This is a genomic window from Muricoprocola aceti, from assembly GCF_025567005.1.
Lineage (GTDB): Bacteria > Bacillota > Clostridia > Lachnospirales > Lachnospiraceae > Marvinbryantia > Marvinbryantia aceti.
The window spans coordinates 174,577-190,053 of the sequence record NZ_JAOQKE010000002.1 but is presented as its reverse complement, the minus strand read 5'-3'; the positions used below and the strand labels follow the sequence as shown (position 1 = coordinate 190,053).

Below are 15,477 nucleotides of genomic sequence, written 5' to 3'. Positions count from 1 at the left end.
CCTTACCATTATCTTAACATAGCTCTGCATGGATAACCATTATTTCTTTTCAATAAAAAAAGAAAAGTCCACAGCCTTTGCCATGGACTTAAATTTTCCTATAAATCTTTCAAATGTGAATGATATATTTTTTTCAGTAAATATAGGGATGTTGCCAGAGATGCAAGCTCTGCCACCGGAAAAGACCACCATACAGCATGCAGTCCAAATGCATGTGCAAAAATATATGCTGCCGGAAGTAATACTACCAGCTGTCTGCATACTGAAACGATCAGGCTGTATAAACCGTTCCCCAGCGCCTGAAATACAGAACCAATCACGATACAGAAGCCTGCCAGCAAAAAGCTGAGACTTATTACACGCAGTGCCGTTATTCCGATTCCAATCATATCCTCTGAAGCATTGAACATACGCAGCAAGGTTGCCGGCATAGTCTGGAAAATCAATGCCCCAAATACCAGTATACAAACTGCTGCACCACATCCCAGCTTTACAGTATGCATAATTCTTGCTTTGTTTTTTGCTCCGTAGTTGTAGGCAATGATCGGCACAAGGCTGTTGTTCAGACCGAATACCGGCATGAAAAAGAAGCTCTGAAGCTTGAAATATACACCAAATACAGCCGCTGCTGTAGAGGAGAATCCCAGCAGAATCTTGTTCATTCCATAAGTCATTACCGATCCGATGGACATCATCAGGATGGATGGTACACCTACGATATAGATTTCTTTTACCGTTTCTCCGTCAAAACGCATTCGTTTGAAGGAAAAATGAATTTCTTTGTTTTTTCTTACATTGCAGTAGATACCGATACACATTCCGCAGAACTGTCCGATAACGGTCGCAATCGCAGCTCCGGCTACGCCCATCTTTGGAACAAATCCAATACCGAAGATAAACACCGGATCCAGAATAATATTCACAATAGCCCCTGTTCCCTGAGAGATCATATTAAACAGGGTCAGACCCGTGGATTGCAGCAGTCGTTCCATACAGATCTGCATAAATAATCCAAAGGAACAGACACAGACAATGGTCATGTACTGTGCTCCATATTCCAGGATCTCCGGATCAGTTGTCTGTGTTGCAAAGAATGCTCTGGAGCCTGCCAGCCCAATCACTGCAAAAACCAGATAACTGCAGATTGCCAGCAGCACACCATTATTCGCTGCTTTGTTGACTTTATCGATCTCCTTTTCTCCCAGGCTCTTAGATAACAGTGCATTCACGCCCACACCGGTACCGGAAGCCACTGAAATCATCAGATTCTGAATCGGAAAGGCCAGTGACACTGCTGTCAGTGCATTCTCATTAATCTGGGCTACAAAAACACTGTCTACAATATTATACAATGCCTGCACCAGCATAGATAAAATCAATGGCAGTGACATCGTAAACAACAATTTCGGAATGGGCATGATACCCATCTTATTCTCTTTTACATTTTCGCTCATACCTAAACTCCCTCATATCTTCTTATAGTGCCTTCGGCAGATTCCACTCATAATGCTTGGCCAGCACACGAATCACAACCACCAAAATAACAGACAATACCATAGCCGTTCCAGAACGCAGCCAGTCATACAAGATTATATAACAGACAGCTCCTGCAATCGAAGCACATGCATATACATGCTTACGCAAAATTCCCGGGGTCTCATTGGCCATCATATCTCGTATCAGGCCGCCTCCCACTCCGGTGATTACCCCGAGAAAAATCTTCAGAAACAGCATATGATTCATATCATTATTCATAACAGAATTTACCCCTACAACGGTAAAAACCCCCAACCCGATAGCATCCATCAGGTTAAAGAGGGTTTCATATAGGGCTGATTCCAGGAATTTAGGTGAGGAATGATTGACTTTGATGATCAGGAAAAGAATCAGTATAAAGATCGCAGAGACCACTACATAAACCGGCTTGACGAACATCATTGGCGGATGAATCCCGATAATCAGGTCACGGATCATTCCACCGCCGACAGCCGTTGTGATCCCCAGTACCAGAATTCCCAGCAGATCCAGTCTTTTCTGTATGGCAACCATGGCACCGGAAAGCGCAAATGCAACTGTTCCTATCATTTCCAGAGCAAAAGTCAGGTCGATCGTTCCAGGCATAAAAAATCCTCCAGTTACTTATTTTGTACCAAAAATACGGTCACCTGCATCTCCAAGTCCCGGGCAGATATATGCATTTTCATTTAATTCACGGTCAATATGTCCAACATAAATCTGGATATCCGGATGTGCTTCCTGGAGCTTTTTCAGTCCTTCCGGAGCTGCTATGATGGACATGAATTTAATCTTCTTCCCGCCATGCTGTTTGATAAAATCTACTGCTGCAATGGCAGAGCCACCTGTAGCCAGCATCGGATCCGTCACTACGATCAGACGTTCAGAGATCGGATCCGGCAGCTTACAGTAATATTCATGAGGAATATGTGTCACTTCATCACGGTACAGACCGATATGTCCAATCTTTGCAGTCGGTACAAGCGCCTGTACACCACTTACCATTCCAAGGCCTGCACGCAGGATCGGAACAATCGCCAGCTTCTTACCTGAAATAACAGGAGACTTACAGGTCTCAATCGGAGTCTCAATCTCGATGTCTTCCAGCGGAAGATCCTTCAGTGCTTCGTATCCCATCAACATGGCAATCTCTTCTACCAGAGAACTGAACTCTGCTGTTCCCGTATTCTTATCACGCAGTCTGGTGATCTTGTGCTGAATCAATGGATGTGTCATTTCAATTACGTTACTCATTTTTTTCCTCCATAATGTTCTTATTTTGAATTTACGCCTGCTTACCTTTTCTCAGATCTGAATTCTGAGGATTGATACCAATTCCTCTGCTGATATCTCCGGTGGAATTCTTACCGAATTCATAATCATTTCCAGGAAGAATGGCATTCAGTAAAATACCAGCAATTGCTGCAATAGCGAGACTGGTCAGTGTCACATCCGTTCCTAAAACATGGAAAGTCAGACCACCAGAGAATCCCAGTCCACATACCAGAATCACTGCCGCAATAATCAGATTTCTGGACTTGGTAAAGTCTACTTTATTTTCTACAATGTTACGTACACCAATAGCGGAAATCATACCATATAAGATAAAGCTTACACCGCCGACGATCGCTGATGGCATGGAACCAATGATCTCAGCCATCTTTGGAATCATACTCAACACCACTGCATAAATGGCTGCCAAACGGATAACCTTCGGATCATACACATGGCTCAGTTCCAGTACACCGGTATTCTCTCCGTAAGTGGTGTTGGCAGGTCCGCCAATCAATGCAGACAGAGAAGTAGCCAGACCATCACCGATCAATGTGCGGTGAAGTCCTGGATCCTCAATAAAATTCTCACCAACAGTAGCAGAAATTGCACTGATATCTCCGATATGTTCCATCATAGAAGCCAGTGCAATCGGTGCCATGATCAGAATCGGAGTCAGATGGAACTTACAGATCTCAAATGGTGGCAGGCCCACAAATCCTGCTGTTGCTACCCTGGAAAAATCCAGAATTGCACTGCCATCTGCATTGGTCACACCTGCTGCATTTAAGATCAGAGCCAGACCATAAGAAATCAGTACTCCCATCAGAATCGGGATGATCTTGAACATTCCCTTACCCCAGATATTAAAGATAATGACCACTGCCAGTGCTGTGAACGCCAGAAGCCAGTTGGATGATGCATTGCTGATCGCAGACGGTGCCAGACTCAGTCCGATACAGATAATGATTGGACCTGTCACGATTGGTGGCAGGAAATACATGACTCTCTTAACGCCTGCTATTTTTACAATCAGTGCCAGTACCAAATATAACAGTCCGGCTACTACAATACCACCGCATGCATACGGAAGCTTTTCTCCCATGGTCATATCCGCAAAGATTCCGGTATCCAGCTGTGAAACCGTGTAAAATCCACCCAGAAATGCGAAAGATGAGCCAAGAAATGCAGGTACCTTTAGCTTCGTACAGCAATGAAAAAATAACGTGCCCAGACCGGCACAGAACAGGGTCACCTGTATGGAGAGTCCCTCTCCCTCAAAATAGTTGTTTACCAGAATCGGCACCAGAATCGTGGCACCAAACATGGCAAACATATGCTGTAGTCCCAAAAGCAGAGTCTTTGGAAGACCGATCTTTGAGACATCGCGTATTGCTTCATTTCGCTCGTTCATTGTAATCTCCTCTTTCTCTTGTATGCAGATGCAGACTCCCCCTGCATCCGTTATTTTTCTGTTACCTATTATAGTAGTTAACGATCATTTGGTCAATTGGAAGTGTTTGCTGTAAATTCATCCTGTTTTTGTATGTTTTTCACTCCTACTGCCATGGCATACTGTGCCTTATGACGCTGTTCCACCAATTCTTTTTCATATCGAATCACTCCATGATTCTCATATGGATCATTGAAGTAATATCCGATTTCATCATATCCCACCAGCAACATACAATGTTCGTTGGAGATCCAGGTAAATGTCTTCTCCGGTTCGTCTGCCAGCTGCCAGTCTGGTCCGGTCACAGGTTCTTTCATATCAATACAGGCCCAGAACACTACCGGCATCCCCCGGTCAATATACTTTTTTCTGAGCTTTGTCATGGACGTTCCGGTCTCATCCACTGCCTGAAAGGAACTTCCTGTTACAGAAACTTTATCTGAAAATACTCTGGCCAGCGTCTTGCAGATGACTGGAGCATAACACCCCATACCATCTTCCCGGTACGGATTTCCGCAAAATACCTTTCTCGGATCTCCGCCATAAATGATTCCATCTTTGGTCTCAAATTCCTGATGTTCCAGATACTGCTTAATCCACTCATCCACCGTAATTTCATATCCCAGATGCTGTAACAGCATAACCGACGAGACGCTTTCGCACCCCGTCGGATATCTTGGACTCTGGCTGAGGTACGGAACTTTAATCAGCTGTTTTTCCATTTCCCGCACGCTCTCCCTCGCTCGTATATTTTCTCATAAAGGTCAGTACTACAAGCAGCATGGCAACACTGACTGCCAGCGTAATCCACCAGATTCTGACAAACCCTGCAATCACATAGCCGATCACACATACTACAGCCACAACCGCTGCATACTGCATCTGTGTGGACACATGATTGATATGATTGCTCTGGGCTCCTGCCGAAGACATAACCGTAGTATCGGAAATCGGAGATACATGATCTCCACAAACTGCACCTGCCAGGACAGCAGATACAGAGATGATCATCATCTCCAGCTGCTTTGCATCCGGGAACATGGCCACCACGATCGGAACAAGAATCGCAAAAGTACCCCAACTGGTTCCTGTAGAAAATGCAAGGAATACTCCAACCATGAACATCACCGCCGGAATAATCACACCGGCTGAAGTATGTGCGCCTACCACACCTCCCACAAATTCTGCCAGTCCCAGGGTATCACTGACTCCTTTCAGTGTCCATGCGAAAATCAGAATCGCTACGGCCGGAATCATCAGCCGGAAGCCTTCTACAAAACTATCCATAAAACCCTTAAATGTAACTACTTTTCGTGGCAGATAAAGAATCAGCATAAAGAAAATAGTAACCATAGTAGCAAAGATCAGGCTGGTCTCCGCATCGCATCCTGCAAAAGCAGATACCACATCGGTTGCACCACCAAGGAAACCGGTATAGACCATAGCTCCGATCGCTGAAACAATCAATACCAGCACTGGAAGGATCAGATCATATACTTTTCCATTCGGACATACATCTTCCGTTTTTACATTTTCAAACTCTTCTGCTCCACTGGTGAACAGATCCCCTTTTTGCGCATTTTCTTCATGTTTTTTCATCAGGCCAAAATCAAATCCTGTCACACAGATATAGACTACCATGATAATGGTCAGAATGGCATACAGATTATACGGTATGGTTCTGAGGAACAGCTGAAATCCGGTAATACCGGCATCAGCCGGCACATAGGAATTGACTGCTGCCGCCCAGCTGGAAACTGGTGCTATGATGCAGATCGGTGCTGCTGTCGCATCAATAATATAGGCCAGCTTTGCTCTTGAAATCTTGAAACGGTCTGTCACCGGCCGCATGACAGATCCCACAGTCAGGCAGTTAAAGTAGTCATCCACAAAAATCAGGACACCAAGTCCTGTGGTTGCCAGCATCGCCGTCTTTCTGGACTTAATATGCTTTCCAGCCCAGTTACCGTAAGCCGCTGATCCGCCTGACTTTGACATCAATACAATGATCATGCCAAGCAGTACGTCAAAAATCAAAATGTTCAGATTCATGCTGCTTTTCATAATATCAAACAACGTCACAAATGCATTCCATGGGTGAAATCCTGTGCAAAGCAGTGCCCCTAAAGCCACTCCCAGGAACAGGGAACTATATACTTCTTTTGTTACCAGTGCCAGAACAATAGCCAGTAATGGCGGCAATAGCGCCCAGGCTGTTCCGATAAAAATTGATCCGTCCATACTCTCTTTCCTTTCTCTTTGAAAACGGTTCAGAATCTGAATCCTGAACCGTTTATAATTTATATTACTCTGTCTCAGCTTCTGTGCCTGTATCAACTGGCATTTCTTCCTCTGCCAGTCCCCATTTTTCCATCCAGCTTTCCGCATTATTCTGCAGTTCCATCATAAGTCCCATCACATCTGTGGTATCCATATCAGCCAGCATATCTACCTCTGCCGGTGTTTCGATCTTCTCATACTCTGCATTGATCGTCACATATCCACTTAAAATCGGTATTTGTTCTCCGTCTGCAGATACGGTTACATTATTTAATGTCCATGTGAATCCCTTTCCTGCAGTCACATCTCCAAAGGTGCTGTCAATGGCCATACCTACATCCGATCCGCTCTCTTCATCTGGAACAGATACTTTGATGTTCATTGCGCCTGACTCCGCATCAAAATTCATAGTGAAAATATCCGCATCCAGATACGTCTCTTCTGCATCGGAAACCTTCATATTTACGTTCATGTCCATGGAAGTATCTGTCATTTCATTGTCAAACGCGTAAGCCAGATGCATGACATTGGCCTCATCGCCTTCTTCATAAATATCCATATCCATGTCAAATCCGGCTGCCATATTGGACGGATCTGCAAAAGTATATAACATATCCATAACCACAATAGTCGGTTCCTGTGCTTCTGTTGCAGCGGTCACTTCTTCTGTCTCAGATTCAGCTTCTGCATCATCATACAGATCAGAAACAGTGTCATTCTGTTCTTCCATCAGACTTTCATCCATCTTCATGGTCATAGACATCTTCGTTACCTGATCATTCTCTACCCAATAGGTGACCGTAAACTGATCTCCCAGTATTGCTTTGCTCTGTTCCAGTGCTTCTTCCATGGTCTGGTTGAACTCTTCCACGTCAGATATACCAGAAGCGCTCAATACAGAGGAAAGCTCTGTCAGCAGATCACGATAAATATTTACCACGCTCTCGGTATCGTACGTAGCATCATAGAATGTTACTCCTGGGTACTTCTCATCTTCTCTTGTTTCCACATTCATGGCATCTTCTGCTGACTTTGTCGCTTTTTCCAGAATTGCTTTAATATTTCCAACCAGATCTGTGGTATCGGCAGCAGAAGCAGTTCCATCCGGGAAGAACTTCAGATCAATATCTTCTGGCATATTCAGTTCTCCAAACATCTGCTCCCACACAGAACCATTATACTGATCCTGAAAACTTCCAGCCTTCAGTCCCACCGTCTTTGATAAGAATTCTGGCAAAGTCAACGCCAGCTGATTCTCATCTCCATAGAGAGAAAGACTCGCAATATCTTCTGAATTCACCGCTGCCGCCAGCTTAAACAGCCACTGCTTATCCGTCAGATCCACTGTGGTATCTGCTGTCAGTCCCAAATCACCCTGTAATTCTTCCGGCAGTCCTGCATCTTTCAGAAGTTCTTCTGGGATTGTCAGATTCGCTGCCACCTGAGCACCACCCGCATTCATAGCCTCTACCAGTGCATCCCAGTCCAGCATATCGCTGATCGGAGATGGAGTCTCTGCCTCATTCTGCTTTTCGAGAATTGCATTCAAATCATCCAACGGTGCTGCTCCTGCTGAAGCCTGTAAGGAAACCACACCCACTGCTGTAGCAACTACCGTCTTGCCTAACCATTTTTTTAATTTGCTCATGTCTTCCTCCCATATAGTAGAAATTTTTTATGATCTTATTTGCATCATACATGAAAATATGATTTCTTGCAATATAAATGTAGCAATTTCACCAATTACCCGTTATAATAGAATGTGATTTGATAAAAAATAACTTTACCATAACAGGGGGACAGGGAATATGAATTTTTCTATTGCTGAAATGAAGGAAACGTTTCAGAAGCTTTATCACACAGAGGCTGACCTTCCGGTTTATTTTGCACCGGGTCGTGTGAATCTGATCGGAGAACATACCGATTATAATGGTGGACATGTATTTCCATGTGCACTGACTCTTGGTACCTATGGTATGATTCTTCCAAGGGAAGATCGTGTGTTACGTTTTTATTCCATGAATTTTTCCAGGGCAGGTGTGATTGAGTCTTCGCTGGATGACCTGACTCCTTCTGATCAGGCTGGATGGACCAACTATCCAAAGGGCGTAATGTGGACTTTTGCCAAACGTGGCTGTCCGATTCCAAAGGGTGCTGATATCTTAATCTACGGAGATATTCCTGCAGGTTCCGGGCTCTCTTCTTCCGCATCTCTGGAAGTTCTCACCGGGCTGATGCTGCGTGAAACCTTTGGATTTGATTTTACCAATCAGGATCTTGCTCTCATCGGTCAGTATTCTGAGAATAATTTTAATGGCTGCAACTGTGGTATCATGGATCAGTTTGCCAGTGCTATGGGTAAAAAGGACTGTGCTATCTTCCTGGATACCAACACTCTGAATTATGAATACGCACCAGTGAAACTGGAAGATGCCAAGATCGTCATTACCAACAGTAATGTAAAACACAGCCTGGTTGGCTCTGCATATAATGACAGAAGAAATGAATGTGAGACTGCGTTGAAGGATCTTCAGAAAGTAGCAGACATCGCCTCCCTTGGGGATCTGACGGAAGAGCAGTTTGAAAAGCTTAAGATTCATATCGTAGATCCGATCTGCCAGCGCCGTGCCAAACATGCTGTTTATGAAAACCAGCGTACGATCCAGGCAGTAAAAGCCTTAAAAGAAAATCGTATCGATGAGTTCGGAAAGCTGATGAACGCTTCCCATATTTCTCTTCGTGATGACTATGAAGTATCCTGCAAAGAAACAGATATTCTTGCAGAACTGGCATGGACGATTCCTGGAGTGATCGGTTCCCGTATCACCGGTGGAGGATTTGGCGGATGTACCGTCAGCATTGTAAAAAATGATGCTGTAGATACTTTTATCGACACTATCAAGCCTGCATATAAAAAACAGACAGGTATCGACGCAGATTTCTATATTGTAGATATCGGAGATGGCGCAAGAAAATTATAATCTGGAAATTGTTTCTGACAGAAATTCCGGCATCGATTGGAAAGTTTAAACTTTTCTCGATGCCGGAATTTCTGTTTTATTTTTCCAGATACTGATCTATCTTCTCCTGGTTCAGCTGTTCACCGATGACAATTATGACTTCCTGTCCATTTGTGATCGGTTCCACTGACATCTGATCATGCGTGATATTGCACTCCAGCCAGCTTCCATCTTTTTCTTTTAAAAATCCTTTGATCCGGAATACTCTTCCACATTCCCCATCTTTCATAATTGCCTCTGCTGCTTTCTTCAGTTCTTCTGGCTGAATTGGCAGATTCATATAATAAACAGACGAATATGCCTCCCTCTGATCCATCCAAAGTTTGGCACAATGATCTGTGCGATATCCACTTTTGGTCAATTCTTCAAAATCTTCCGCCTGCATTTCGTTCCAGTTTTTTCGACAAATGTCCTTTTCCAGTACCCGGTTGCACTGAAATTCTTCCAATGCATTCTGCAAGAATTTTTCCGTAGCTTTCTCCTGTGCCTCACTAACACACTGAATCCTGCTCATGAGTACTTTTCCTGCACAGGCCAGTTGCTGCGCCAGCATATATCTGGAGCTTTCTGACAGATCCAGATTCAGCCCGGCATCTACAATCGTAAAGACAGAACCAATCTCATACCAGCGATCCAGTGGCTCCTCCCGAAGGATATCAAAGAATTCATCCACATCAAAAATTCCGGATGGTTCAATCAAAACCCGATCGTATCCACACATTCCCATAGCGATCAGCTTCGTCTTAAACCTCCGTCTGTGACAGTCTTCATCACAGCCACCTGCCACCATCTCCAGCTCACATTTTTCTCCCATCAGATCCTGCAGCAACATCATATCTACATTCACAGCACCAAAATCATTCTCCAGAATACAGATATTTTTTCCTGAATTTATCAGATATTTTGCATATTTTTTTATAAACGTGGTTTTTCCGGATCCCAGAAATCCGGTAATCAAATCTACTTTTACCATATCTTCCCTCATATCAACGCGGCATCTGCATTCCGCTCTTCATTTCACTTCGGTCGGTACCCGCGTAAAAAGAATCGGGTGTGAAAATTCACACCCGATTCATATTAATCTTCACTATGCAATTTGCATCTTACAGCTGTGGTCCTGCTGCAACCAGTGCTTTACCAGCTTCATTTCCTTCGTATTTAGCGAAGTTCTTGATGAATCTGCCAGCCAGGTCTTTTGCTTTTTCTTCCCATTCAGAAGCGTCTGCATATGTGTCACGAGGATCCAGGATTCCTGTATCAACACCATTCAGTTCTGTAGGAACTTCGAAGTTGAACATTGGAATTGTCTTTGTAGGAGCTGTCTTGATATCTCCGTTCAGGATTGCATCAATGATACCACGAGTATCTTTGATGGAGATACGTTTTCCAGTTCCGTTCCATCCTGTGTTAACCAGGTAAGCTTTTGCTCCGCTCTTTTCCATCTTCTTAACCAGCTCTTCTGCATATTTTGTAGGATGCAGTTCCAGGAATGCCTGACCAAAGCAAGCTGAGAAAGTAGGTGTAGGTTCTGTAATTCCACGTTCTGTACCAGCCAGTTTAGCTGTGAAACCAGACAGGAAGTAGTACTGTGTCTGTTCTGGTGTCAGAATAGATACTGGAGGAAGTACTCCAAATGCATCTGCTGACAGGAAGATTACGTTCTTAGCTGCCGGAGCTGAAGAAACTGGGCGAACAATGTTTTCGATGTGATCGATTGGGTAGGAAACACGAGTGTTTTCTGTTACGCTCTTATCAGCGAAATCGATCTTGCCATCTGCTGCAACTGTAACGTTCTCAAGAAGAGCGTCACGTCTGATTGCATTGTAGATATCTGGTTCAGATTCTTTATCCAGGTTGATAACTTTTGCGTAGCATCCACCTTCAAAGTTGAATACGCCGTTGTCATCCCAGCCGTGTTCGTCATCACCGATCAGAAGTCTCTTAGGATCTGTGGAAAGTGTTGTCTTACCTGTTCCAGACAGACCAAAGAAGATTGCGGTGTTTTCACCATTCTTATCTGTGTTAGCTGAGCAGTGCATTGCTGCGATGCCCTTCAGTGGCAGGTAGTAGTTCATCATAGAGAACATACCTTTTTTCATTTCTCCGCCGTACCATGTGTTAATGATAACCTGTTCACGGCTTGTGATGTTGAATGCTACACATGTTTCGGAGTTCAGTCCTAATTCTTTGTAGTTTTCAACTTTTGCTTTAGAAGCGTTATATACAACGAAGTCTGGCTCGAATGTTTCAAGTTCTTCAGCTGATGGTGTGATGAACATGTTTGTGATGAAGTGTGCCTGCCATGCTACTTCAACGATGAAACGAACTGCCATACGTGTATCTTTGTTAGCTCCACAGAAAGCATCTACTACGAACAGTCTCTTGTTGCAAAGTTCTTTCTTAGCAATGTCTTTTACTGCTGCCCATACGTTTTCTGGCATTGGATGGTTGTCGTTCTTGTATTCATCTGTTGTCCACCATACAGTATCTTTGGAATTCTCATCCATAACAATGTATTTATCTTTAGGAGAACGTCCTGTGTAAATACCTGTCATAACGTTCACTGCACCAAGTTCTGTAACCTTTCCTACTTCATAGCCTTCCAGTCCAGCTTTTGTTTCTTCTTCAAACAGCTGTTCATATGAAGGATTGTGAACGATTTCTGTTGTTCCGGTGATGCCATACTTGCTTAAATTGATCTCTGCCATCTTCCATTAACCTCTTTTCTTTCCTAGTATCTAATTTTGATAACCGCCTGCAAATGCAGGAAATACGGTATCTTTCTCATCAACGGGAGATTGTTACCTTCTCCACAGATGTTAGTATACAAAATAAGTTTGAAGAAATCAACTAAAATTATTCATAATTTTTGTATACATTATATAGGAATATCCGGCAAAAAGGCTTTGCCGGATATTCCTTCACACCATTCTCATCTTTTATTTCTGGTAAACTTCTCTTCCATATTTATGTACTTCATCCAGAAGCCATTCCATTTTCTGTCTGGAATCTTCACTGGTGCCGATAATTCCACCATCCCAGAAGATCAGGGCTCCGTCTTTTCCATAAGTGTCAATTGCTGTATGGACAGAACGGCGTACGGCTTCTTCTGATGACCCCGGCATGCTGCCTTCACCATGACGATCCCAACCACCTGTCAGTACCAGTTTACTTCCATATTTTGCCTTATCTGACTCCAACTGCAGATTCGGCTCCGGCAGCTGACAGATATCCGTATCCACATCGCCAATAAACTCGGATATCAGATACTGGCAGTTACCACAGCAATGGAATTCAGCAAGTGCTCCGATCTCATGTATCTTATCATTGATCTTTCTCAAATAAGGTACATACATTTCCCGGAAAATATCTCTGGAGAGGAATGGACCTGTGGTAGATGCGAAATCGTCTCCAGAGAACACAATGTCCGGATGGATATAGTTCCCGATATAATCCAGTACTTCTATGAAGAAGTCTGTGATTCTTGCCACAAAAGCTTCCAGTTCTTCTGGTTCATCGCAGATGGCACACAATCCATCTACCCACCCCAGCATATTGATCGGAATCAGGAAAATGCCATTTGTATTGAGCATGGCAATATTCACCTTATCAGGATCACTTGTTTCCCGAAATCTCTGTGCCATGCCTTCCCAGTCCATCTCAGATACAATCGGAAACTTTACCGTTTCACGCCAGTCACCGATCTCTTCCATAGCTTTCCAGTCTGTCCGCGGCATTTCTCCGGCATCATTTACTTTCCATTTCACATTACAGAAATCAGCTCCAGTTTCCGGATCCCGTTCATGCCAAAAATCCGGCATAAAGATATTGCAGTCTTCCGGGAAAACCGGAACCCGCTCCGGTTTTCCTCCTTTTGCTGCTATTAAATAATTTTCACGCGCAGTAAGCATCTTGTTCTCCCATCTTTTAAGAACTATTTGATATACGTGCCAGCCAGTTCATGACGTACTTTTTCATACTCTTCGCGAATGACTTTTTCATACCAGGTAGATGGTGGAAGAACAAATGGATAATACTTTCCTGATTTTCCCCATTCGGTAAACTCTCTGTGTACCTGCTCTCTGACTTTCTCCTCAGTCAGAATTCCACTCTTATCATCTGCTTCATAGATCTGTGTATGCACAGAAGCCTGAATTGTCATTCTTCCATCCGCGATCTCGATTGCTTTTCCAATATCCATAATATCCATACACTGAAGTACATCGATTCCCATCTCAGAAATATCCGGTATCAGCTGATCGTATTTTCCACAGGAATGCATCAGGAACAGAATTCCCAGTTCGTGACAGTGGTCTACGATTCTCTGAATTCTTGGTTTTACCAGCTCCCTCCAGGTGTCCGGCGACATGAATGGTCCTCTCTGAGTTCCCCAGTCATCATGGAAGGTGACAATATCCGGATTATAGTATTCTTTTAACTTATCCAGAAGCTTACACTTAAAATCTGCCAGTGCGTCAAAGAATGCTCCTACTTCTTCCGGTTCTGTCAGAAGTGCACACAGTGCTTCCTCAAATCCCATTAATACATGAAGACGTTCAAACATACCATTAAGCATCATGACGTTGACTACCTGATGTTCCCTGTCTGCTTTGTCCAGATTATCCAGCTGCACTGCTTTTTCCCAGTCCCATGCATCCAGATCCGGGAATTTAACTACTTCTCTCCAGTCACAGATATCTTCCAGAATATGTTCATTAATATCTGGTGCTGCAGCCTGTGCTGCTTCTGAATATTCCCACAGACAGCCAAACCAGTCACGGCCCCCCTGATTGAATACCGGTCTTTCTGTGAAGCCATTTACCGGATAAACGGTAAATTCATCCTCAAACGGCATCGGCATAATATCGATTTTTTTATGGCTGTACATAGCCAGCAAATTTTCTTTTGGCGTCATACCTGCTACACCCCCTGTTTTTCTTTGATATCTTTGTCAGCCTGAATATGGGCATCCCAGATGGCCTGATCCATCGGTGTAAATGGTGGATTGATAAATGGATAGTAGCATCCGTCTTCTGACAGAGTCATGAATTCTTCATAAGCTTCTTTGTATACATCGTCTGTGGTCATGCTTCCACATGACAATCCTGATGCATATTTCTGAAAATTCGGCGATACACCAAAAGCCATCTTTCCGTTCAACTCTTTTTTCAGTCTGGCCACGTCTACAATATCCATACACTGCAGACAGTCCACGCCACACTCTGCGATATCTGGAACAATCTCATCAATCAGACCACAGGAATGCAGTTCGAAGATCATACCCAGTTCATGGCAGTGATCTACCACTTTTTTCAGGCGTGGCTTAAACAGTTCTCTCCAGATCTCCGGTGAAAAAAATGGTCCTCTCTGAGTTCCATAGTCATCATGGAAATTCAACACATCTGGATTATAGTATTCCTTGATTTTCGTAAGCTGCTTACATTTGAATTCCACCATGGCATCCAGATATTCTTCTACCGCTTCCGGCTCCATAAGAAGTGCGCAAAGTGCATCTTCGAATCCACAGAGCGTATGAAGTCTTTCAAAAAATCCATTTAAGGAACTGGTGTAAAGCATCTTATGTTCCCGGTCAATCTCAGCTACATGGTCGATCTCAGCAGCCTTTTTCCAGTCCCAGGCATCCATATCTGGAAACTTAATCTGGGATTTCCATTCAGTAATATCATCACAAATCGGCGGTACAGAGCTGTCCGGTACCGGTGCAAGATCGCCCTCAATGTATGCCCATTTTACGCCAAACCAGTCATATCCGCCTTTTCCTCCGGCCGGTCTTTCATGGAATCCATTCTGAGGTGCGAGGAAATGAGTTCCTGCCATCAATAAATGTGGAAGACCTTCCGGCGTTTTTTTCTGGAATACGCGAAGCATATTTTCTTTGTCAGTATATTTCATGATATATTTCTCCTATCTATCGAT

Annotated in this window: 13 protein-coding genes; 1 reads left to right on the top strand and 12 read right to left on the bottom strand. The window is 43.7% G+C overall.

The genetic code is table 11. The annotated features are described in order from the left end of the window. Positions 1–98: 98 nt before the first annotated feature. From OCV47_RS03020 to OCV47_RS02990, 7 genes are all read right to left on the bottom strand, one after another. On the bottom strand, positions 99–1,454 hold the full coding sequence (locus OCV47_RS03020) for an MATE family efflux transporter (RefSeq protein WP_262653634.1): 1,356 nt from the start codon (positions 1,452–1,454) through the stop codon (positions 99–101). Between the two features lie 22 nt (positions 1,455–1,476). Beyond that, positions 1,477–2,121 (bottom strand): trimeric intracellular cation channel family protein, encoded by a 645-nt coding sequence (locus tag OCV47_RS03015; RefSeq protein ID WP_262653633.1) that lies wholly within the window; start codon positions 2,119–2,121, stop codon positions 1,477–1,479. 18 nt (positions 2,122–2,139) lie between these two features. Then, positions 2,140–2,769 (bottom strand): uracil phosphoribosyltransferase, encoded by a 630-nt coding sequence (gene upp, locus OCV47_RS03010; RefSeq protein WP_117449362.1) that lies wholly within the window; start codon positions 2,767–2,769, stop codon positions 2,140–2,142. Positions 2,770–2,800: 31 nt separating this feature from the next. After that, positions 2,801–4,201, bottom strand: coding sequence for a uracil-xanthine permease family protein (locus OCV47_RS03005; protein ID WP_262653631.1), 1,401 nt, complete (start codon positions 4,199–4,201; stop codon positions 2,801–2,803). Between the two features lie 92 nt (positions 4,202–4,293). Then, positions 4,294–4,962, bottom strand: a complete 669-nt coding sequence (locus OCV47_RS03000; RefSeq protein ID WP_256298758.1) for a C39 family peptidase — start codon at positions 4,960–4,962, stop codon at positions 4,294–4,296. Continuing rightward, positions 4,943–6,481, bottom strand: a complete 1,539-nt coding sequence (locus OCV47_RS02995) for a Na+/H+ antiporter NhaC family protein (protein ID WP_262653630.1) — start codon at positions 6,479–6,481, stop codon at positions 4,943–4,945. Before OCV47_RS02995 ends, OCV47_RS03000 begins: the two co-directional genes overlap by 20 nt. 64 nt (positions 6,482–6,545) lie before the next feature. Continuing rightward, positions 6,546–8,168 (bottom strand): hypothetical protein, encoded by a 1,623-nt coding sequence (locus OCV47_RS02990; RefSeq protein WP_262653628.1) that lies wholly within the window; start codon positions 8,166–8,168, stop codon positions 6,546–6,548. A gap of 160 nt (positions 8,169–8,328) precedes the next feature. Here OCV47_RS02990 and OCV47_RS02985 point away from each other — a divergent pair, with 160 nt between their 5' ends. After that, positions 8,329–9,501: a galactokinase gene (locus tag OCV47_RS02985; protein WP_256298755.1), complete on the top strand. Its 1,173-nt coding sequence runs from the start codon at positions 8,329–8,331 to the stop codon at positions 9,499–9,501. A gap of 76 nt (positions 9,502–9,577) precedes the next feature. On the opposite strand, the gene OCV47_RS02980 is transcribed toward OCV47_RS02985, so the two are convergent. From OCV47_RS02980 to OCV47_RS02960, 5 genes are all read right to left on the bottom strand, one after another. Further along, positions 9,578–10,513, bottom strand: a complete 936-nt coding sequence (locus OCV47_RS02980) for a GTP-binding protein (protein ID WP_262653627.1) — start codon at positions 10,511–10,513, stop codon at positions 9,578–9,580. Positions 10,514–10,643: 130 nt separating this feature from the next. Beyond that, positions 10,644–12,248, bottom strand: coding sequence for a phosphoenolpyruvate carboxykinase (ATP) (pckA, locus tag OCV47_RS02975; protein ID WP_262653625.1), 1,605 nt, complete (start codon positions 12,246–12,248; stop codon positions 10,644–10,646). Positions 12,249–12,479: 231 nt separating this feature from the next. Then, complete coding sequence (locus OCV47_RS02970; protein WP_262653622.1) at positions 12,480–13,451, bottom strand: uroporphyrinogen decarboxylase family protein; 972 nt, start codon at positions 13,449–13,451, stop codon at positions 12,480–12,482. 23 nt (positions 13,452–13,474) lie between these two features. Continuing rightward, entirely contained in the window at positions 13,475–14,455 is a 981-nt protein-coding gene (locus tag OCV47_RS02965) for a uroporphyrinogen decarboxylase family protein (protein ID WP_262653620.1), read from the bottom strand. 5 nt (positions 14,456–14,460) lie between these two features. Next, complete coding sequence (locus OCV47_RS02960) at positions 14,461–15,453, bottom strand: uroporphyrinogen decarboxylase family protein (protein ID WP_262653618.1); 993 nt, start codon at positions 15,451–15,453, stop codon at positions 14,461–14,463. Positions 15,454–15,477: the final 24 nt, after the last annotated feature.

Excerpts from the sequence above, each read along its gene's own strand:
- OCV47_RS03020 (WP_262653634.1), bottom strand. The coding sequence starts at position 1,454 with ATGAGCGAAAATGTAAAAGAGAATAAGATGGGTATCATGCCCATTCCG.
- OCV47_RS03015 (WP_262653633.1), bottom strand. The coding sequence starts at position 2,121 with ATGCCTGGAACGATCGACCTGACTTTTGCTCTGGAAATGATAGGAACA.
- upp (WP_117449362.1), bottom strand. The coding sequence starts at position 2,769 with ATGAGTAACGTAATTGAAATGACACATCCATTGATTCAGCACAAGATC.
- OCV47_RS03005 (WP_262653631.1), bottom strand. The coding sequence starts at position 4,201 with ATGAACGAGCGAAATGAAGCAATACGCGATGTCTCAAAGATCGGTCTT.
- OCV47_RS03000 (WP_256298758.1), bottom strand. The coding sequence starts at position 4,962 with ATGGAAAAACAGCTGATTAAAGTTCCGTACCTCAGCCAGAGTCCAAGA.
- OCV47_RS02995 (WP_262653630.1), bottom strand. The coding sequence starts at position 6,481 with ATGGACGGATCAATTTTTATCGGAACAGCCTGGGCGCTATTGCCGCCA.
- OCV47_RS02990 (WP_262653628.1), bottom strand. The coding sequence starts at position 8,168 with ATGAGCAAATTAAAAAAATGGTTAGGCAAGACGGTAGTTGCTACAGCA.
- OCV47_RS02985 (WP_256298755.1), top strand. The coding sequence starts at position 8,329 with ATGAATTTTTCTATTGCTGAAATGAAGGAAACGTTTCAGAAGCTTTAT.
- OCV47_RS02980 (WP_262653627.1), bottom strand. The coding sequence starts at position 10,513 with ATGGTAAAAGTAGATTTGATTACCGGATTTCTGGGATCCGGAAAAACC.
- pckA (WP_262653625.1), bottom strand. The coding sequence starts at position 12,248 with ATGGCAGAGATCAATTTAAGCAAGTATGGCATCACCGGAACAACAGAA.
- OCV47_RS02970 (WP_262653622.1), bottom strand. The coding sequence starts at position 13,451 with ATGCTTACTGCGCGTGAAAATTATTTAATAGCAGCAAAAGGAGGAAAA.
- OCV47_RS02965 (WP_262653620.1), bottom strand. The coding sequence starts at position 14,455 with ATGACGCCAAAAGAAAATTTGCTGGCTATGTACAGCCATAAAAAAATC.
- OCV47_RS02960 (WP_262653618.1), bottom strand. The coding sequence starts at position 15,453 with ATGAAATATACTGACAAAGAAAATATGCTTCGCGTATTCCAGAAAAAA.